This window comes from Sphingomonas trueperi (assembly GCF_040545665.1).
Lineage (GTDB): Bacteria > Pseudomonadota > Alphaproteobacteria > Sphingomonadales > Sphingomonadaceae > Sphingomonas > Sphingomonas trueperi_B.
In genome coordinates, this window is sequence record NZ_JBEPMH010000003.1 from 97,372 (window position 1) to 115,834 (window position 18,463).

The 18,463-nt window shown below is 68.5% G+C and carries 18 protein-coding genes; 10 read left to right on the forward strand and 8 right to left on the reverse strand.

Annotated features, from left to right (window positions below):
• Positions 1 to 16: 16 nt before the first annotated feature.
• From cphA to ABIC65_RS11265, 3 genes are read left to right on the forward strand one after another with little or no spacing between them, the layout of a single operon-like run.
• Positions 17 to 2,779, forward strand: coding sequence for a cyanophycin synthetase (cphA, locus tag ABIC65_RS11255; RefSeq protein WP_354308729.1), 2,763 nt, complete (start codon positions 17 to 19; stop codon positions 2,777 to 2,779).
• Positions 2,772 to 3,668, forward strand: coding sequence for an isoaspartyl peptidase/L-asparaginase family protein (locus tag ABIC65_RS11260; RefSeq protein WP_354308730.1), 897 nt, complete (start codon positions 2,772 to 2,774; stop codon positions 3,666 to 3,668). The genes cphA and ABIC65_RS11260 overlap by 8 nt, the downstream gene beginning before the upstream one ends.
• A complete protein-coding gene (locus ABIC65_RS11265; protein WP_354308731.1) occupies positions 3,661 to 4,461 on the forward strand; it encodes a cyanophycinase in 801 nt (266 codons plus the stop codon). Before ABIC65_RS11260 ends, ABIC65_RS11265 begins: the two co-directional genes overlap by 8 nt.
• Positions 4,462 to 4,469: 8 nt before the next feature.
• Here ABIC65_RS11265 and ABIC65_RS11270 read toward each other — a convergent pair whose 3' ends face one another.
• A complete protein-coding gene (locus tag ABIC65_RS11270) occupies positions 4,470 to 5,069 on the reverse strand; it encodes an alpha/beta hydrolase (protein WP_354308732.1) in 600 nt (199 codons plus the stop codon).
• A gap of 160 nt (positions 5,070 to 5,229) precedes the next feature.
• On the opposite strand from ABIC65_RS11270, the gene ABIC65_RS11275 reads away from it, so the two are divergent.
• The 7 genes from ABIC65_RS11275 (at position 5,230) to bfr (ending at position 12,513) form a co-directional block, all read left to right on the forward strand.
• The gene (locus tag ABIC65_RS11275; RefSeq protein ID WP_354308733.1) at positions 5,230 to 8,142 is read left to right on the forward strand and encodes a sensor histidine kinase; all 2,913 of its coding nucleotides are present in this window, start codon (positions 5,230 to 5,232) and stop codon (positions 8,140 to 8,142) included.
• Between the two features lie 112 nt (positions 8,143 to 8,254).
• Entirely contained in the window at positions 8,255 to 9,286 is a 1,032-nt protein-coding gene (locus ABIC65_RS11280; RefSeq protein WP_354308734.1) for a sensor histidine kinase, read from the forward strand.
• Positions 9,287 to 9,352: 66 nt separating this feature from the next.
• A complete protein-coding gene (locus ABIC65_RS11285) occupies positions 9,353 to 9,754 on the forward strand; it encodes a hypothetical protein (protein WP_354308736.1) in 402 nt (133 codons plus the stop codon).
• A gap of 94 nt (positions 9,755 to 9,848) precedes the next feature.
• Complete coding sequence (locus tag ABIC65_RS11290; RefSeq protein ID WP_354308737.1) at positions 9,849 to 10,502, forward strand: nitroreductase family protein; 654 nt, start codon at positions 9,849 to 9,851, stop codon at positions 10,500 to 10,502.
• A 9-nt stretch (positions 10,503 to 10,511) separates the two neighbouring features.
• Positions 10,512 to 11,756, forward strand: coding sequence for a DUF418 domain-containing protein (locus ABIC65_RS11295; protein WP_354308738.1), 1,245 nt, complete (start codon positions 10,512 to 10,514; stop codon positions 11,754 to 11,756).
• A gap of 33 nt (positions 11,757 to 11,789) precedes the next feature.
• Positions 11,790 to 11,960, forward strand: coding sequence for a (2Fe-2S)-binding protein (locus ABIC65_RS11300; RefSeq protein ID WP_010545522.1), 171 nt, complete (start codon positions 11,790 to 11,792; stop codon positions 11,958 to 11,960).
• Positions 11,961 to 12,030: 70 nt separating this feature from the next.
• Entirely contained in the window at positions 12,031 to 12,513 is a 483-nt protein-coding gene (gene bfr / locus ABIC65_RS11305) for a bacterioferritin (protein ID WP_354308739.1), read from the forward strand.
• Positions 12,514 to 12,660: 147 nt separating this feature from the next.
• Here bfr and der read toward each other — a convergent pair whose 3' ends face one another.
• From der to ABIC65_RS11340, 7 genes are all read right to left on the reverse strand, one after another.
• A complete protein-coding gene (gene der, locus ABIC65_RS11310; protein ID WP_354308741.1) occupies positions 12,661 to 14,028 on the reverse strand; it encodes a ribosome biogenesis GTPase Der in 1,368 nt (455 codons plus the stop codon).
• A gap of 124 nt (positions 14,029 to 14,152) precedes the next feature.
• The gene (locus ABIC65_RS11315; RefSeq protein WP_354308743.1) at positions 14,153 to 15,484 is read right to left on the reverse strand and encodes an outer membrane protein assembly factor BamB family protein; all 1,332 of its coding nucleotides are present in this window, start codon (positions 15,482 to 15,484) and stop codon (positions 14,153 to 14,155) included.
• Positions 15,481 to 16,197: a tetratricopeptide repeat protein gene (locus tag ABIC65_RS11320; protein WP_354308744.1), complete on the reverse strand. Its 717-nt coding sequence runs from the start codon at positions 16,195 to 16,197 to the stop codon at positions 15,481 to 15,483. Before ABIC65_RS11320 ends, ABIC65_RS11315 begins: the two co-directional genes overlap by 4 nt.
• A 73-nt stretch (positions 16,198 to 16,270) precedes the next feature.
• Positions 16,271 to 17,131: a 3-methyl-2-oxobutanoate hydroxymethyltransferase gene (gene panB / locus ABIC65_RS11325; RefSeq protein WP_354308745.1), complete on the reverse strand. Its 861-nt coding sequence runs from the start codon at positions 17,129 to 17,131 to the stop codon at positions 16,271 to 16,273.
• Between the two features lie 48 nt (positions 17,132 to 17,179).
• Positions 17,180 to 17,557, reverse strand: a complete 378-nt coding sequence (locus ABIC65_RS11330) for a hypothetical protein (RefSeq protein ID WP_121078793.1) — start codon at positions 17,555 to 17,557, stop codon at positions 17,180 to 17,182.
• Between the two features lie 138 nt (positions 17,558 to 17,695).
• Positions 17,696 to 18,043, reverse strand: a complete 348-nt coding sequence (locus ABIC65_RS11335; RefSeq protein ID WP_354308746.1) for an ArsC family reductase — start codon at positions 18,041 to 18,043, stop codon at positions 17,696 to 17,698.
• A gap of 6 nt (positions 18,044 to 18,049) precedes the next feature.
• Entirely contained in the window at positions 18,050 to 18,460 is a 411-nt protein-coding gene (locus ABIC65_RS11340; protein ID WP_354308748.1) for a GNAT family acetyltransferase, read from the reverse strand.
• Positions 18,461 to 18,463: the final 3 nt, after the last annotated feature.

The window sequence follows — 18,463 nt, forward strand, 5'->3', positions numbered from 1 at the left end:
CTTCTAGAGGTCCACTATGACAGCGTTGGTGCCGCCGGCCGATTTCGTGCGCCCGGCTTCGGCGAACGGCTTGCGGGTGCTCGAACGCAGCATCTATCGCGGCCCGCATCTGTTCAGCACGCGCCCGATGATCCGCATCCAGGTCGACCTGCGCGACCTGGAGCAATGGCCGAGCGACAGGTTGCCGGGCTTCACCGACGCGCTGCTCGCGCTCCTGCCCGGCCTGGGCGTCCATGGCTGCAGCTACCAGCGCCCCGGCGGGTTCGTCGAGCGGCTGCACGAAGGCACCTGGATGGGCCACATCATCGAGCATGTCGCGCTGGAGCTGCAGACGCTCGCCGGCTCGCGCGTTACCCGCGGCAAGACGCGGTCGGTGAAGGACCGGCCGGGCGTGTACAACATCCTCTATGCCTATCGCGACGAAGCGGTCGGCATCGCCGCCGGCCTTGCCGCGATCCGGCTGGTCGCCGACCTGCTGCCGGAGCCGTTGCGCAAGGTGGAGGGGCTGCAACTGCTCGGCTCGCCGCCGCTCGATGCGCCGCAGGACGTGCGCGCGATCGTCGCGGCACTGCAGGCCATCCTCAAGGCCAGCGCCCTCGGCCCCACCACCCGCGCGCTGGTCGAGGCAGCGGAGCGGCGCGGCATCCCCGTCACGCGACTCAACGAGCAGAGCCTGCTCCAGTTCGGCCATGGCAGCCGCCAGAAGCGCATTCGTGCCAGCATCACCGGCGACACCGCGCAGATCGCGGTCGACATCGCCGGCAACAAGGCGATGACCAAGCAGCTGCTCGCCGAGGCTGGACTTCCCGTCCCGCGCGGCGTGGTGGTGCGACAGGTCGAGGAGGCGCTCACCGAGGCCAAGCGCCTGCGCTGGCCGGTGGTGGTGAAGCCGCTCGACGGCAATCACGGCCGTGGCGTCACCACCGGCATCGCCGATGAGGCCGCGCTGCGCACCGCCTTCGACCTCGCGCTCCAGCATGGCCGCCGCGTGATCGTCGAGCAGCAGGTGCCGGGCAACGACCACCGCATCCTCGTCGTGAACGGCAAGGTCGTCGCGGTCGCCGAGCGCGTCCCCGCGCAGGTGATCGGCGACGGCTTCCACTCGATCGCCCAGCTGATCGACGATCTCAACCAGGATCCCCGCCGCGGCCTGGGCCATGAAAATGTCCTCACCCGTATCGTCATCGACGACGCGATGCGGGCGCTGCTGGCGAAGTCCGATCGCAACCCTGCGACCATCCCCATGGCGGGCGAGCAGGTGATCCTGCGCGACACCGCCAACCTCTCCACCGGCGGCACCGCGGTCGACCGCACCGACGCGATCCACCCCGCCAATCGCGCGATCGCCGAGCAGGCGGCGGCGGTGGTCGGGCTCGACGTGTGCGGGATCGACTTCCTCTCGCCCGACATCGCCCGTCCGGTGCGCGAGACCGGCGGCGGCATCGTCGAGGTCAACGCAGCCCCCGGCTTCCGCATGCATCTCGAGCCCTCCAGCGGCACCCCGCGCGACGTCGCCACGCCGGTGATCGACATGCTGTTCCCGCGTGGGCGCCGCAGCCGCATCCCGATCTTCGCGATCACCGGCACCAACGGCAAGTCGACCACCGCGCGGATGGTCGCCCGCATCCTGTGCCACGCCGGCAAGAATGTCGGCATGACCACTACCAGCGGCATCTATTTCAACGGCCATCTGATGGCCGAAGCCGATGCCAGCGGGCCGAAAAGCGCGCGCACGGTGCTACGCAACCCCGCGGTCGACGTGGCGGTGCTGGAGACGGCACGCGGCGGCATCCTGCGCGAAGGGCTGGGCTTCGACGGTGCCGATGTCGGCGCGGTGCTCAACGTCACCGCCGACCATCTCGGGATCAAGGGCATCGACACGATCGAGGAGCTCGCCCAGGTGAAGGGCGTGGTGGTGGAGAGCGTCGCGCGGCGGGGGCATTCGGTGCTAAACGCCGACGATCCGATGTGCCATCGCATCGCCCGCCATGCGCGCGGGACGATCGTGTGGTTCTCGCTGAGCGGCGGTTCGGACCTGTCCGGCCATCTCCGCCGACACATCGCCGAGGGCGGCATGGCGGTGGTCCGCGAGCCGGGCAGCTATGGCGGCTGCATCATCCTCCACCGCGGCGGGGAGCGCATCGAGCTGATGGCCGCCGCCGACATTCCCGCGACGCTGGGCGGGATCGCCGATTTCAACATCGCCAACGCCCTGGCCGCGGTGGCGATGTGCGCGGCGCAAGGGCTGTCGCTCGACACGATCCGCGAGGGGCTCAGCGCCTTCAGCATCTCGTTCGAGGATTCGCCGGGCCGGCTCAACATCCACGATGCGCATGGCCGCCGCCACATCCTCGACTATGCGCACAACCCCGCAGGCCTGCAGGCACTGGGCCAGGTGATCGAGCGGATGCGCGGGCGCTACAACCGCGTGATCGGCATGGTGAGCATCCCCGGCGACCGGCGCGACTGCGACATCGTCGAGATGGGCCAGCTCGCCGGCGCGATCTTCGACGAGATCGTGTTCCGCGAGGCACCCGACGGCCGGGGCCGACCACGTGGCGAGACCAACGGGCTGATGTCCGAAGGCGCGATGGCAGCGGGCGTGCGGCCCGAGCAGGTCCACCGCGTCGTCGACGAAATGGAGGCGGTGGACACCGTGTTGCAGCTCGGCCGCCCCGGCGACCTGCTGGTGCTCATGCCCAGCGCGATCCAGGCGGTATGGGACCGGATCCTCGCCTTCCAGCCCGACGCGGCGGTGCGGGAGAAGCAGCATGCCTGAAGCAATCCGCTGGGCGATCCTCGTCCATGGCGGCGCCAAGACGATCGACCCGGCGCTCCACGATCGCAACCGCGCCGGGACCGCCGCTGCTGCCGAAGCCGGCGCGGCAGTGCTGCGCGCGGGCGGCAGCGCGGTGCTCGCAGCCGAGGCGGCGGTGCGGGTGCTGGAGGACGATCCGGTGTTCAACGCCGGCTTCGGCTCGGTGCTGACCAGCGACGGCACCGTCGAGATGGACGCCGCGCTGATGGAGGGCACCGAGCTCACCCTTGGCGGCGTCGCGGGCGTGCGGCGCGTCCGCAATCCGGTGAGCGTCGCCCGGGCGATGCTCACCGCCCGCCCGGTGCTGCTCGCCGGCGAGGGCGCGGAACGGTTCGCAGCAGACAACGGCATCGAACTCGTCGAGGCCGAGACCATGCTCTCTCCGGAGGCGCTCGCCTCGGAGAACAGCAAGGCGCACGACACCGTCGGCTGCGTCGCGATCGACACCACCGGCGCGATCGCCGCCGCAACCTCCACCGGCGGGCTGCCGGGCAAGCATCCCGGCCGTATCGGCGATTCCCCCGTCCCCGGCGCGGGCCTCTATGCCGACGACACGCTGGGCGGCTGTGCCTTTTCGGGCGACGGCGAGGCGATCCTGCGGACGATGCTCGCGGCGCAGGTGATGCACGCGCTCGAACGCGGCGGCTCGGCCGGCGAAGCGGCAGACCATGCCATCGCGCGGCTCGGCCGCGTCGGCGGCGAAGCCGGTGCGATCGTCATCGAGCGCTCGGGCGCCTTCGGCATCGCGCATAACAGCGAGCATTTCGCGCTGGCACTCCATTCCCATGGGCTCGATGCCCCGCGCGCGGGCGTCCACCGCGACGAAGTGAAGGACTTGCTGCATGGCTGACTCCGGCGGACCGCTCATCATCATCGGCGGCCACGAAGACAAGGAAGGCGACAAGACCATCCTCAAGGAAGTCGCCGAGCGGGTGAACGGCGGCAAGCTCGTCATCGCCACCGTCGCCAGCCACCAGCCCGACGGCTATTTCACCGCCTATCAGAAGGCGTTCGGCGCGCTGGGGCTCGACAATCTGGTCGAGCTCTACGTGCATGAACGCGGCGAGACGCTGGAGCAGGAGACGCAGTCGGTGTTCGAGGATGCCGCGGGCATCTTCTTCACCGGCGGCGACCAGCTGCGCATCTCCAGCCAGATCGGCGACACGCCCGTCGAGCGCATGGTGCGCGACATTCACGCACGCGGCGGCGTGGTGGCGGGCACCTCGGCGGGCGCCTCGGTGATGAGCGAGACGATGCTGGTGAAGGGCTCCAGCGCAGAATCGCACCGCATTGGCGACCTCCACATGGCGCCGGGCCTGGGGCTGGTGCGCGACGTGATCATCGACCAGCATTTCGCCGAACGCGGCCGCATCGGCCGGCTGCTCGGCGCGGTGGCGCAGAACCCGCGCGTGCTGGGCATCGGCATCGACGAGGATACCGCGATCGTACTGGAGGGCTGCTGCTTCCGGGTCGCAGGGGCGGGCGCGGTCTATATCGTCGACGGCTCTGGCGTCACCCGTTCGAACATCGCCGAGGCGAGCCCGGAGCGCACGCTATCGATGCACGACGTACGCCTGCACGTCCTCAGCCATGGCGATGCGTTCGACCTCGACCAGCGCCGCCCCCTCTCCAAGAAGGATTGACCGCCCGTTCAGTCCTGCTCGGGCGCCAGCACCGCTGCCAGCGCGTCGGCGGCCTGGGCGCGGCGCTCGACGATGCCCGCGGTCATCCGCAGGACGAGGTCGCGGGCGCCCTGCCAATGGCTGCCGCTGCGACGCGCATGCGGCAGCTGCGGGATACCGCCGACCGCACTGCCCCAGCCGGTGGCAAGCGCCTGCACCCGCTCCGCCACCGCCGCATCGGGCGTGTCGCCGCTCAACAGCAGCGACGGGAAGGGCAGCCGGATCTTGGGCGAGGCGAAATGCGCGGCATCGCCCTCACCTGCGATCGGATCGATCAGCAGTGCGCCGGCGACGCGGGTGATATAGTCGCGCGGCGAAAGCCTGGCCCACCAGGTCGCGGCAAAGCAGCTCGCGCCGTTCGCGACCAGCAGCACTGGCCGCTCGGCATGCAGGATCGCCGAATCGAGCTTGGCCGCCCACAGGCTGCGCTGGCGCACCGTTTCTTCCGAATAATCGAGATGCGCGTCGGCACGCAGCGGCGCACCGAACAATGCCGATAGCGCGCGGGCCGGTCCGTTGCCGGTGCTGATCACCGAAAATCGATCCAAGGGGGTCGTCACGAGCGTCATGGCGAGTCTTCCCGTGTGCTGGTCGAGCGAGGCTATATGCTCCCCGCCCCCCGCGCAATGCGGTTCGTGCGATCCGGGTCGTACCTGGCGCACGCTTCGCCGCGGCCTCTTGCGGGGAGAACGTTCTCAGGGCACGGAACGCGGGGAGGATGGGCGAGCGATGCGGCGCAGACGAACCTGGACGATGCTGCTGGCGCCGGTCCTCGCCGCCGCGCCTGCCATCGCGCAGGCGCCGCTCCAGCGCAGCATCGACCAGTACAACCTCCGCGCCTGGAACCTCGTCGACGGCGCCCCGCCGGACATCTGGGCGATCGCCCAGTCACCCGACGGCTTCCTGTGGCTAGGTACCAGCGCCGGCCTGTACCGATTCGACGGTATCACGTTCGAACCCGTCGTGCCGTCGGTCGGCCGCTTCCCGGCGCGCAACATCACTGCCCTGCTCGCCGATTTGGACGGCAGCCTGTGGATCGGCCATTTCGAGGGCCAGGTCTCGCACCTGCAGGGCCGCCGCGTCCGCAGCTTCGGCACGCCCAATGCTATCGTCGAGCAATTCGCGCGAGGCCCCGATAATAGGATTTGGGCGGCGATGACGGGGCTCGAAGGCGGACTTTTCCGGATCGATTCGCGCGGCATCGCGCGGATCGGCACGGATCGCGGCATGCCGGCCGGCCCTGCGTTCAGCGTGGTTGCGGACGGTGCCGGCGCGATCTGGGTGGCGACCGAACGCGATATCCGCGTGCTGCGCCCGAACGCCGCGCGCTTCGTGGCGGTCAGTCGCAGCCTCGGACGGTCCCGGCTCGCAGTTGCGCCCGACGGGCAGGTATGGGCCTCGGCCGACCCGGCCGACGCGGCGCGCGCCCGCGCGGCCGGGTTGCGGATCGCGCCGCTGCCCCCGGGCCTTGCGCCGCCTGCTGCGGACCGCATGCGCTTCACCCGCGACGGCATCTTGTGGCGCTCGCTTTTCGCGGGCGGCGTGCTGCAGACGCGCGGTGTGGATGGCGCGGGCACACCGGCATATGCCCGCCTCACCACGAAGCAGGGACTGCCGTCGCTCGTCGCCGTACCGCTGCTCGAGGACCGCGAATCGAACCTTTGGGTCGGTACCAATCTCGGGCTGTTCCGGCTGCGGCCGGTCAGCGGCGCCACCGCGCTTCGTGTCGACAACGAGACGCTGGGCGGGTTCGATCTTGCGGTGACCAGCGACGGCACCGTCTACGGCGCCAACCCGCACAACCTGTACCGCGCGCGGCCGGGCGGGCCACTGCAATGGCTGCGCCGGTTCGAGCAGCCGATCAACATGATCGAGGCCGACGGCGCCGACCTGGTCGTCGGCCTGGAGAACCAGCTGCTCCGGCTGCACGAAGGCCGCTTCTCGGCGCTGCCCGTGCCGCCGCCGCCTGGCCCGGCGGCGAGCTGGGCCCGCGACGCGGCCGGGCAATGGATCTCGGTGGCCAATGTCGGCGTGTTCCATCTCGCCGATGGCCGTTGGCAACCGATGGAAGCGACGGACCAACCGCCCACGCGCATGTACACCAGTTCAGGCGCCGGCGGCGGGACGTGGTTCTATGGCCGGGATCGCCTGTACCGCCGGGACGCGGGGCGACTGCACGTCATCGGCGGCGACCGGATTGGCGTCATCGCCTTGGTGTCCGAGGGGCCGGCCGGTACGCTGGTGGGCGGCGAACTGGGGCTAGCCCGCCTTGAGCAAGGCCGCTTGCGGGCCATCCCGGACGTGCGGGTGCCCGAATTCGGCGGCATCACCGGCATCGTCCAAGCGCGCGACGGGACCGTGTGGATCAATGGCGTTCGAGGGTTGGTCCGCACCAACAAGGCCTCGCTCGATGCAGCCTTCGCCGATCCGCGCACCCCGCTGCAGCACCGGCTCTTCACCGCCGCCGACGGGCTGCCCGGCGTCGCGCAGCAGGTCACGCGGAAGACCACCGCCGTGCGCGGCGGGGACGGCCGGATCTGGCTGGCGGACAATGTCGGGATCGGCTGGATCGATCCTGCTCGCGTCGTGCGGAACCAGTTGCCGCCGCCGGTAACGATCCTGCGACTGACGGCGGGAGATAGCAGCTACACCGCGCCGCGCGACGTCGCCCTGCCCGCAGGCACCTCCAATCTGCGCATTGCCTATACGGCGCTGAGCCTGGCCGAATCGGAACGCGTGCGGTTCCGCTACCGGCTGATCGGGGTCGACCGCGCCTGGATCGACGCGGGCACCGCGCGCGAGGCCTATTACGCCAATCTCGGCCCGGGAAGCTGGCGATTCCAGGTGATCGCCGCCAACAACGACGGCGTGTGGAACGAGCGAGGCGCCTCCGTCATCGTCACCATCGCCCCGCATTTCTACCAGACCTGGTGGTTCCGGCTGCTGGCGATCGGCGCGGGCGCGGGCGCGCTGTGGCTGCTCTATGCCTGGCGGCTGCGCGAGCAGATCGCCCGCAGCCGCGCCCGCGCCGAGGCCCAGCTCGCCGAGCGCGAGCGCATCGCCCGCGAGTTGCACGACACGCTGCTCCAGAGCATGCAGGGCCTGATGCTGCGCTTCCAGGCCGCGGCCTATGCCACCGAGCCGGGCTCCAAGGCGCAGACGCTGATCGACAGCGCGCTGGACCGCGCCGACGACGTGATGATGGAAGCGCGCGACCGGGTGATGGCGCTCCGCCGCATTACCGGCCCCGGCGATCCCCAGCCGCTGATCGAGGAACTCGCCCGCTACCTCGAAGAGGAAGGCCTGATCCTCACCGTCACCCGCGACGGGCCGCCGCTGCGCTTCCAGCCCGAGGAACTCGAGCAGATCCTGGCGATCGTGCAGGAGGCGCTCGCGAACGTCCGCCGCCATGCCGACACGCTGGTCGCGCAGGTGCGGGTGGACAGCCGCGACGGCCGGCTGCGGATCGAGATCGACGATCAGGGCCGGGGCATCCCCCCGGATATCGTGGCTGCCGGGGAACGCCCGGGGCATTACGGGCTCAAGGGTATGCGCGAGCGCGCGGCGGCGCTAGGCGGCTCGCTGGAGGTCCGTCGCGGCACGCCGATCGGCACCGTGGTTACCCTCACGGTAGCGCGGTGACGGGGCGCTTGCGTCTGCAGTGTTTCTGAACGATGAGGGTAGCCGCTTGGCCGCTCCGTCCCTGGGGAGCGATGCCGCGTATGCGGGTCAGGACTGGGGCAACGGGTTGGCGATGAATTCCTACCATCGGACGCTGGAACACCTGCCGCTGCTCGAGAAGCGGCGGCCGCTGGCCTATGCGATCGCGCTGGGGTTCTGCATCGTCGCCTGGTGGCTGCGGCTGGTGCTCGATCCGTTCTTTCCGCCGGGCTTTCCCTACCTGACCTTCTTCCCGGCGGTCATCCTCGCCTCCTTCCTGTTCGGGCGCGGCCCGGGCATCGTTGCGGCGATAGTGTGCGGGCTGCTCGCCTGGTATTTCTTCATCCCGCCCTTTGGCAGCTTCGCGCTGGCCCGGGGCACGCCGGTGGCGCTGCTGTTCTATGTCGGCGTCGTCGCGGTGGACATTCTGCTCGTCCATTGGATGCAGGTCGCCAATGCCCGGCTGATGGCGGAACGCGAACGCAGCGCCGGCCTCGCCGCGCGCACCGAGATCCTGTTCGAGGAACTGCAGCACCGCGTCTCGAACAATCTCCAGATGGTGGGTGCGATGCTCGCACTCCAGCGGCGCGGGGTCGCCGATGGCGAGGCCAAGCGCGCGCTCGGCGAAGCCGCGGCCAGGCTCCAGCTGATCGGTCGCATCCAGCGGCGGCTGTACGGCAGCCGGGGCGAGCCGCTCGCGCTCGATGCCTTCGTCACCGCGCTGGTCGAGGATCTGGCCGAAAGCAGCGGCAAGCCCGGCATCCGCCATGTGGTGGAAGCCAACAGCGCGCTGCTGCTCCCGCCCGACCGCGCGATTCCGCTGGCGCTGATCGTCGCCGAAGGGATCGCCAACGCCATCGAACATGGTTTTGCCGATCGCGAGACCGGCACCATCCTCGTCCAGGTCTGCGCCGAGGGCGACCGGCTGTCGCTGTCGATCCGCGACGACGGCACGGGCGTGGCGGAAAGCTTCGACCTGGCCGAAGTGGACAGCCTGGGGCTGCGCATCGCGCGTAGCCTGGCGCAAGGCATGGACGCCGAACTGCGGATCGTCGCCGCCCGCCCCGGTACGCTGGTGGAGCTGCGCAACATCCCGATCGACCGCGCCGTGCAGCCCGCCGTCTGATCGCGATCAAGGCCGCTGGCGCCGGTCTGCCGCATCCTGTAGGTTGATCCAAGGAGGGCGGCGACGATGGAACAATGTTCTGGCACCCCAATGGCCACGCGGCTCGGCTTCAAGCCCGGCATGCGCGTATGGTTTCACGACATGCCGCCCGCGGTTCGCGCCGCGATCGCACCCGAACGGGCCGCGCTGGAAGAGCTGGGCTGCGCCACCGACGGCGTGCAGGGCGTCCACCTGTTCGCCCACCGCCGCGACCATCTGGAACGCGAACTGGGCGCGCTGCGCGGGTTGCTCGCCAGCAACGGCTTCTGCTGGGTCTCCTGGCCCGAGCAGGAAGGGGCCTCCGATGTGCGCGAGAACACCGTCGCCGATGTTGCCGCCGCGCAAGGATGGGAGGCGGGCGACCGCTGCGCGTTCGAGGGTTGGTCTGGGGTCAAGCTAACCCCCCGGCTTACGCCTGCAACCGAATAAAGCTCGACATATGCACGTCTCCGCATAAGACACAGGTGGACAGGCGGCGCCTCTTGGACGACGCTTGTTCGTAAATTCCTCTATGAAACCTGATATGCGGCCCTGGACTCCTGATATCGATCTGCCCGACGACGCGCGGATCGCCAACGCCGCAGCCTTTTGCGAGCGGATGGCGATGCGCCACAGTTGCCGGAGTTTTTCGGCGACGCCGGTGCCGCGCGCGATCATCGAAACCGCGATCGCCGCTGCCGGCACCGCGCCGAGCGGCGCCAATCGCCAGCCCTGGCATTTCGCGGCGCTGTCCTCGCCGGGTGCCAAGACCGCGCTGCGCGTCGCGGTGGAAGAGGAAGAGCGCAACTTCTACGGCGGGATCGGCGGCAGCGAGTGGCAGGGGCTGCTCCAGAACCTCGGCACCAATGCCGACAAGCCCTATCTCGAAATCGCGCCCTGGATCATCGTCGCCTTCGGCCAGACCAAGGCGAGCGAGACCGACCGTTTCCCCAACCCGCACATGGTCGAGAGCGTCAGCATCGCCTGCGGCCTGCTGCTTACCACGCTGCACATGGCGGGGCTGGCCACGCTGGTCCACACCGCCACGCCCGCGCGCTTCCTCAACCGGCTGTGCCGGCGGCCCGAGCATGAGCGGCCGATGATGCTGATCGTCGCGGGTCACCCTGCCCCCGATGCGGCGGTGCCGGCGGCCGCGCTGGAGCGTAAAGCGATGGATCAGATCGCCAGCTGGTTCTAAGCGCCTGGGGTGCATTCCCCGATTTCCGCCCGCCTGCTTTCGCTCGATCTCGTCCGCGGCACCGCGCTGCTCGGCATCCTGCTGCTCAACATCGTCGGCTTCGGCATGCCCGAGGCTGCCTATTTCAACCCGCGCGCCTATGGCGGCTGGCACGGTGCCGACCTCGCCGCCTGGCTGGTCAACTTCCTGTTCTTCGACGGACGGATGCGCGGACTGTTCTCCTTCCTGTTCGGCGCCTCGCTGCTGATCGTCATCGATGCGGCGGAGGCGGCCGGGCGCGACCCGGCGCGAACGCATTATGCGCGGATGGGCTGGCTGCTGCTGTTCGGTCTCTGCCATCTCTGGCTGGTCTGGCACGGCGACATCCTATCCCATTACGCACTGGTCGGCATGCTCGCCTTCCCCTTGCGCAAGCTGCCGATCGCGCGGCTGCTGAGCCTGGGGACCGTGTTGGTGCTGGTCAGCGCCGCGCTGTTCGGCACCTTCGCGCATGATGCCTGGCGGATGTCGTTGCTGCCGCAGACGACGCAGGGCGAATTCGCGTCGCTGGTGAACGCCTTCGGCGTGCCGACGCCCGCGCGGATCGCGTCCGAGCTGGCCGTGCATCGCGGCGACTATGCCGGCGTGGTCGGCCAGCGCTTCGGCGAATATGCGACCAGCCCCTTCGCGATGCTGCTCGTCTATGGCTGGGAGACGCTCGGCTATATGCTGTTCGGCATGGCGGCGCTGCGCACGGGGCTGCTCGCGGGCGCGTGGCCGCGCGAAACCTATCGGCGCTGGTGGCTGCGCTGCTGGGCGATTGCCCTGCCTGTCTACGCGCTGCTGGCGATCTGGCTGATCGCAGCGAAGTTCAGCCTCTTCGCCGTGCTGATGGCGGCGGTGACGCTGCCCGGGCTGGTGCGGCCGGTGATGATCGTCGGCTGGGCGTGCCTGATCCTCTTCCTCGCGCGGCCCGAGGGGTGGCTCACCCGCCGGATAGCGGCGGCGGGGCGGATGGCCTTTTCCAATTACCTTGCGACCAGCCTGCTCTGCGTCTGGTTCTTCGACGGCTACGGCCTGGGCTGGTTCGGCCATCTCTCGCGCTGGCAGCTCTACCCGGTGGTATTCGGCGTGTGGGCGCTGCTGCTGCTCTGGTCGCAGCCTTGGCTGACCGTCTTCCGCTATGGGCCGTTCGAATGGCTGTGGCGCAGCCTGGCGCGGGGCAGCCTGCAACCCATTCGCAATAGCCTTGCGAATCGCTCGCAATCGCACTAGATCCCTCGCAGCGAGAGAATCGAGGGACTGTCGATGGTCGTCTGCGTGTGCAATGCTCTGCGGGAACGGGAAGTCCGGGAAGCTGCGCGATCCGGCGCGCAAAGTGCCTGCCAGGCCTATCGCGCGCTCGGCTGCCAAGCCAAATGCGGCCAGTGCGTCCCCTTCGCCCGTGCCATCATCGCCGAGGAACGGGCTGCCGCCTGAGCGCACTTCCCCGGTTCCGTCCCGATCGTTTCGCGGCTAGGTTGTCCGCCAGACGATAAGGGATTTGCACATGAAGGGCGACGCCAAGGTTCTCGAGTATCTGAACGAGGTGCTCAAGAACGAGCTCACCGCGATCAACCAGTACTGGCTGCACTATCGCATGCTCGACCATTGGGGCGTGCAGAAGCTCGCCGAGTTCGAGCGCCACGAATCGATCGACGAGATGAAGCATGCCGACTGGCTGGCAGAGCGCATCCTGTTCCTCGACGGCCTGCCCAATTTCCAGCTGCTCGGCCGCCTTCGCATCGGTGAAACGGTGGAGGAGCTGCTTCGCGCCGATCTGGCGCTGGAAGTGGAAGCGATCGCCGTGCTCCGCGATGCGATCCAGCATTGCGAGACGGTGCGCGACTTCGTCAGCCGCGACCTGTTCCTCAAGATCCTCGAGAGCGAGGAAGAGCATGTCGACACGCTGGAGCGCCAGTTCGACATGATCGAGCGCATGGGGCTGGAGAACTACATCCAGCTCAACAGCAAGCCCGCGGAAGCGGAGTAAGGGGCGTCCCTTCTTCTTGTCCCCCTCCCGCCTGCGGGAGGGGCTAGGGGAGGGTGTGTGAGGGTAGCGGGCGACGCCGGTTCGGATGGAACCTCCATGTCGCACCCTCCCCTAACCCCTCCCGCAAGCGGGCGGGGGATTAACTCCTCAATCCTTCTCGCGGTCGAACGGGTTCTTCGGCGCGCGCAGCACCAGCCGCACCGGCACCGCGCCGAAATCGAACTCGCGCCGCAACCCGTTGATCAGATAGCGCTGGTAGCTCATCGGAAGCAGGTCCACTCGCGTGCCGAACAGCACGAAGCTGGGCGGCCGGGTCTTGTTCTGCGTGACGTAGCGCGGCTTGATCCGCTTGCCGCCAGGCGCGGGTGGCGGGTTCGCTTCGATCGCGCGCTCGAACCAGCGGTTGAGCTGGCCGGTTGACACGCGCCGCGACCAGGCATCACGCGTTTCGAACGCCACCCGCATCAGCGTATCCAGCCCCTTGCCGGTCACCGCAGAGACGGTGAGCAGCGGCACGCCCTTCACCTGCGCCAGCCCCTCGTCCAGCGCGCCCTTCACGCCGTTGAACAGGCTGGAAGCATTCTCCGCCACGTCCCACTTGTTCAACGCGATGATCAGCGCACGGCCTTCCTGGAGCACGCGATCGGCGATCTTGAGATCCTGCACCTCCAGCCCGCGCGTTGCATCGAGCAGCAGCACCACGACTTCGGCGAAGTCGATCGAGCGCAGCGTGTCGGCGACCGAGAGCTTCTCCAGCTTCTCCTCGACCCGCGCCTTCTTGCGCAAGCCTGCGGTGTCGACCAGCCGTACCTTGCGCGGCTTGTCCTCGAAATCGGTCCACTCGTAATCGATCGAGATCGAGTCGCGGGTGATGCCCGCCTCGGGCCCGGTGATCATCCGATCCTCGCCGAGGATACGGTTGACCAGCGTCGACTTGCCTGCGTTCGGGCGCCCGACGATCGCCAGCTTGAGCGGCGCGTCGGGGCTCTCGGGATCTTCCTCGGGCTCCTCGTCCTCGCGGTCGACATGCGGGAGCAGCGCCTCGAACAGGTCGGCCACGCCTTCGCCGTGCTCCGCCGAGAAGGGGATCGGATCGCCAAGGCCCAGCGCCATCGCTTCCAGAACGCCGGACTCGCCCGCGCGGCCTTCGGCCTTGTTGGCCATCAGCACCACCGGGCGGTCGGTCGAGCGCAGCCAGCGGGCGATTTCCTCGTCGAGCGGCGTCACGCCCGCGCGCGAGTCGATCAGGAACAGCGACACATCGGCCTCCCGCACCGCCGCCTCGGTCTGCGCGCGCATGCGGCCCGGGAGCGTCGCGGCATCCTCGTCCTCATAGCCCGCCGTATCGATCACGCGGAACTCGAGGCCGAGCAGGTTCGCATCGCCCTCGCGGCGATCGCGGGTGACGCCGGGCTGGTCGTCGACGAGCGCGAGGCGCTTCCCGACCAGCCGGTTGAACAACGTCGACTTGCCCACATTGGGGCGTCCGATGATGGCGACGGTGGGCAAAGGCATGATCGATTCTCTAACGCAGTCGAAAGGGCGACGCAAAGCCGCCGGAAAAACGAGAGGGGCCGGAGCGCTGCGCCCCGGCCCCCTTTTTGGGTATTCTGCCCGGCGCGAAGCCGGAGCAGCAGGTTCAACGATAGGCGCTCAGGCGTCCCTTGTCGTCGAGCAGGTACAGCGTGCTGTTGGCGATCACCGGCGCCAGCGACAGCGGATCCTTGGTCTCCTTGGTCGAGAGGATGCTGCCATCCTTCGGCGACACCGAGACGATCTGGCCCAGCGTGTTGATCAGCACGAGACGGCCGCCGGCCACGATCGGGCCCTTCCAGGCGACCGGGTTCTTCAGCTTCTTCTCGTTCTTGTACTTCTTGAGCTGGACGATCCAGCGCGGCTTGCCGCTGCTGCGCGACAGGCAGAGCAGGCGCGCATCGTCGGTGACGACGAACAGCCACTCGCCCACCGCATAGGGCGAGGCGAGGCCGCCGATGCTTTGCTCCCAGAGCGTCGAGCCGCTGGTGATGTCCACCGCGACCATCCGGCCGCCCTCGCCCAGCGCATAGACGCGCCCTTGGTCGATCACCGGCTCGGCATCGATGTCCGACAGCGACGAGACCGAGGTGGTCATGGTGTTGCGGGTCAGCACGTCGCCCCACAGCGACAGGCCGTTCTCATAGCGATAGGCGTTGAGCTCGCCCGAGGAGAAGCCGGCGATCACCGTGCCCTGCGCCGAAGCCGGGGCCGCGACGCCGAACACGCCCTGCGATTCGAGGCTGGCGGTCGCCGTCCACGAAATCTCGCCCTTGTCCTGGGTCAGCGCGAACAGCTGGTTGTCCTGCGTCACCACATAGACATTGCCGTTGGCCAGCGTCGGGGCGCCGCGCAGCGGACCACCGGGGCGCTTGCGCCAGAGCTCCTTGCCGTCCGCCACCTGCAACGCCACCACGTCACCGAGGCCGTTGGAGGCGTAGACGTGATCGCCATCGACGCTGACGCCGCCGCCGAACAGCGCGCCGCGGCTGCGCTTGTCTTCACCGGTGCCGGTCCGCGCATTCCACAGCTCCGCGCCGGTATCGGCAGCCATGGCGTGGACGGTGCCCGCTTGGTCGATGACGAACAGCTTGTTGCCCTCGATCACCGGCGACGCGGCGAGACGCTGGCTCTTCGACGGCTTGGCGACCTGGCGCGACCACACGCGCGACAGCGATTCACCGAGCGTCAGATGGCCCATCGCCTTCGACGCACTGCCGCCGGGCTGGCTCCAATTCTCGTTGGTCGCCGCCTCGGGCAGCTGGACCTCGATGCCCGCCAGCGTCTTGTCGGCGGTGATGTCGTTCTCGGTCACCAGGATCGGCACGCGCTCGCCGAGCACGGGCGTCTTCTTGCCGCCGCCGCCCTTGAAGACGCCGCAGCCGCTCACCAGCGCGAGCGCGGCAACTGCCGTTACAACGCGAACCTTCGTGTTCATTTAGCTTGCTTTTCCTGGGTCTGAGCGGTCGCTGCCGTGGGCGTGACCGAAAGCGTCTTGGCGAGTTCGGCGGTGCGTTCGCGGATCGAATCCGGCACGCGGGTGCCGGCTTCGCTCAGCTGGCGATAGAGCTTCGCGGCTTCCGTCCGCTTGCCCGATTTCAGATAGGCGGCCGCCACCATCTCGCCGGCGGTGCCGAACCAGGGCGAGTCGGGGTTGGCCAGCGTGCCGAGCCGCTGGATCACGTCCTGCGGCTTGAGCGTGTCGAACTCGGCCTGGGTCTGGCGGACCAGCGCGAGGTCGCGGAACGGCTGGGCGAGCTTGGTGTCGGTGACGATGCTGGCGAACTTGGCCGCCGCACCCTTCTTGTCGCCTTGGCTGAACAGCAAATTGCCCTGGGTGAAGCGCGCCATCGCGGCATAGCCGTCCTCGCCCTGCGCCAGCTTGTCGAGCGCAGGCTGCGCCTGGCCGACCTGGTTCTGCGCGGCGAGCTGGAGCGCGGCGTCATATTCCTCGCCGCGCGCTTCGGCGGCGGTGCGCTGGCTGTGATCGTAGAACAGCCAGCCGGCGACGGCGACCAGGAAGGCCACGACGCCGATCGCGATCCAGATGCCATAGCGACGGCCGGCGCGGATCAGCTGATCGCGCCGATATTCCTCGTCGACTTCGCGAAGGAAGGCTTCGTCGGTGGTACCGGAAGGAGGAAGCGCCAAAATCTACTCCATGGATCTGATGCGGCCGCGGACCTTAGCGCCGCGTGCCGTGAACGCAAATCGCCCTACTCCGTCAGTCCTTCGGCGCATAGACCTGATCCGGTCCCGGAAAGGCCCGCGACCGTACCTCGCCCGCATAGGTTTCAACCGCGGCGGAAATGCGGCCGGCCAGATCGTCATAGCGCTTCACGAAGCGCGGGGTGCGTTCGAACAGGCCGAGCATGTCCTCGGCGACGAGCACCTGGCCGTCGCACTGCGCCGACGCGCCGATGCCGATGGTGGGGCACTTCACCGCCTTGGTGATCTCGACGGCGATCGGCTCGACCACCCCTTCGACGACGATCGCGAAGGCCCCCGCCTCGTCCATCGCGACCGCGTCGCCAACCACCTTGGCATGCTCAGCCTCGCTGCGGCCGCGCGCGCCATAGCCGCCCAGCACGTTGATCGCCTGCGGGGTCAGGCCGATATGGCCGATGACCGGGATGCCGCGCTCGTTGAGGAACTTGACCGTCGGCGCCATCGCCGCGCCGCCTTCGAGCTTCACCGCTGCCGCGCCGGTTTCCTTGAGCAGCCGCGCGGCGCTTTCGAACGCCTGTTGCGGTGAGGCCTCGTAGCTGCCGAACGGCATGTCGATCACCACCAGCGCGTGATAGCTGCCGCGCACCACCGCCGCCCCGTGCGCCGCCATCATCTCCAGCGTCACCGGCACGGTGGAAGGCAGGCCGTAGATCACCTGGCCGAGGCTGTCGCCGACCAGCAGCATGTCGCACTGTTCGTCCATCAGCTGCGCCATGCGGACGGTATAGGCGGTTAGCATCACCAGCGGCTCGCCACCCTTCCGCTTGCGGATCGCCGGCACGGTGACGCGCTTCATCGGCGCGGGCGTGGGATTGGCGCGGCTGGTGGCAGTATCGAGCGTGAGCTGGTGCGACATGGCGCGCGGTCTAGCGGGTAGCGGGCGGTGTTGCCAGCCCGCTCCGGGTCAGCGCAGCCAGCCCCGCCGCGTCGCCATGCCGGCGAGCCAGATCTGGAAGATCGCGACGCCAAGAATGAAGGCGGGAATCACGAAGGCCTGCACCGGCCCCGAAAGCCCGCCGGTCGCGAACAGATAGCCGAACTGCACGATCACCGCCGCGAGCGAGACGACGTACAGGATATTAGCCTTGCGCGAGCGGCGCAGCATGGCGAGCGAGCCGAGCAGGCTGGCGCCGACGCCGATCGCGTAATCGACCAGGAACCAGCGCGGAACCGCCTGATAATATTCCCAGTTCCAAAAACTCGGCTCACTGCCGCGGGGCAGCGACAGCGTCGCATGGGCATAGAATACGAGGCAGCCGAGCAGCCCCCACAGGACCAGCATCGTTGCGACGGTGCGAAACCAGCTAGCTGGCCGTTGTCGAATATAAGACGCCATCTGATCCCAGTAACCCGTGTCGTTTATCGTGTTAATTTAGGATAAACACGGTGGTTAGGCCACGAATCCGTTAATTTTTCGTGCTCAGAGCAACGCGCGGGCATAGCGTTCTGCCGCGAATCCGATCAGCAAACCGCCCGGATATTCCAGAACCGGGCGTTTGATCATCGAGGGCTGCGCGATCATCAGCGCGCGCGCCTTGGCCGAATCAAGGTCCGTCTTGTCCATCTCCGGAAGTTTGCGGAAGGTGGTGCCGGCGCGGTTCAGCAGCGGCTCCCAGCCCTGCGCCGCGATCCAGTGATCGAGCCGCGCAGGATCAACGCCCTCGGTCTTATAGTCATGAAACACATAGCGAATTGCGTTGGCATCGAGCCAGGCCCGCGCCTTTTTCATCGTGTCGCAATTCTTGATTCCGTAGAGCGCGATGGTCATGCGCGCTTAGTGAAGGAAACGGCCGAGCGTCACAACCGGCTGCACCTCCAGACCCAGCGCACGATAGAAACCGATCGCCGCATCATTGCCCTCGCGGACCATCAACTGAAGCTTGGGGCAGCCCCGCGCGCGCAGCCAGGCTTCGGCGGCCGCCATCAGCGCCCGGCCATGCCCCTGCCCCCGCGCCGACTCGGCAACCGCCAAATAATAGACCCAGCCGCGATGCCCGTCCTCGCCCACCATCGCGGTGCCGAGCAGCACCGCGTCGTCGTGGCGCAACAGGATCGCGGACGTCTCGCCCTGCACCGCGCGATCGAAATCGGCAGCCGGATCGTTCCAAGGACGCGTGAGCCCTGCCGCCTGCCACAGGGCGATCACGACGTCCCGATCGGCAGCATGGGCTGCGCGAACCTCCATTCT

Bases quoted from the DNA above. Each gene is read 5' to 3' on its own strand.
- ABIC65_RS11300 (WP_010545522.1), top strand. From the start codon at position 11,790: ATGGTCGTCTGCGTGTGCAATGCTCTGCGGGAACGGGAAGTCCGGGAA.
- bfr (WP_354308739.1), top strand. From the start codon at position 12,031: ATGAAGGGCGACGCCAAGGTTCTCGAGTATCTGAACGAGGTGCTCAAG.
- ABIC65_RS11290 (WP_354308737.1), top strand. From the start codon at position 9,849: ATGCGGCCCTGGACTCCTGATATCGATCTGCCCGACGACGCGCGGATC.
- ABIC65_RS11315 (WP_354308743.1), bottom strand. From the start codon at position 15,484: ATGAACACGAAGGTTCGCGTTGTAACGGCAGTTGCCGCGCTCGCGCTG.
- ABIC65_RS11340 (WP_354308748.1), bottom strand. From the start codon at position 18,460: ATGGAGGTTCGCGCAGCCCATGCTGCCGATCGGGACGTCGTGATCGCC.
- ABIC65_RS11260 (WP_354308730.1), top strand. From the start codon at position 2,772: ATGCCTGAAGCAATCCGCTGGGCGATCCTCGTCCATGGCGGCGCCAAG.
- panB (WP_354308745.1), bottom strand. From the start codon at position 17,131: ATGTCGCACCAGCTCACGCTCGATACTGCCACCAGCCGCGCCAATCCC.
- ABIC65_RS11330 (WP_121078793.1), bottom strand. From the start codon at position 17,557: ATGCTGGTCCTGTGGGGGCTGCTCGGCTGCCTCGTATTCTATGCCCAT.
- ABIC65_RS11270 (WP_354308732.1), bottom strand. From the start codon at position 5,069: ATGACGCTCGTGACGACCCCCTTGGATCGATTTTCGGTGATCAGCACC.
- ABIC65_RS11335 (WP_354308746.1), bottom strand. From the start codon at position 18,043: ATGACCATCGCGCTCTACGGAATCAAGAATTGCGACACGATGAAAAAG.
- der (WP_354308741.1), bottom strand. From the start codon at position 14,028: ATGCCTTTGCCCACCGTCGCCATCATCGGACGCCCCAATGTGGGCAAG.
- cphA (WP_354308729.1), top strand. From the start codon at position 17: ATGACAGCGTTGGTGCCGCCGGCCGATTTCGTGCGCCCGGCTTCGGCG.
- ABIC65_RS11285 (WP_354308736.1), top strand. From the start codon at position 9,353: ATGGAACAATGTTCTGGCACCCCAATGGCCACGCGGCTCGGCTTCAAG.
- ABIC65_RS11275 (WP_354308733.1), top strand. From the start codon at position 5,230: ATGCGGCGCAGACGAACCTGGACGATGCTGCTGGCGCCGGTCCTCGCC.
- ABIC65_RS11265 (WP_354308731.1), top strand. From the start codon at position 3,661: ATGGCTGACTCCGGCGGACCGCTCATCATCATCGGCGGCCACGAAGAC.
- ABIC65_RS11280 (WP_354308734.1), top strand. From the start codon at position 8,255: ATGAATTCCTACCATCGGACGCTGGAACACCTGCCGCTGCTCGAGAAG.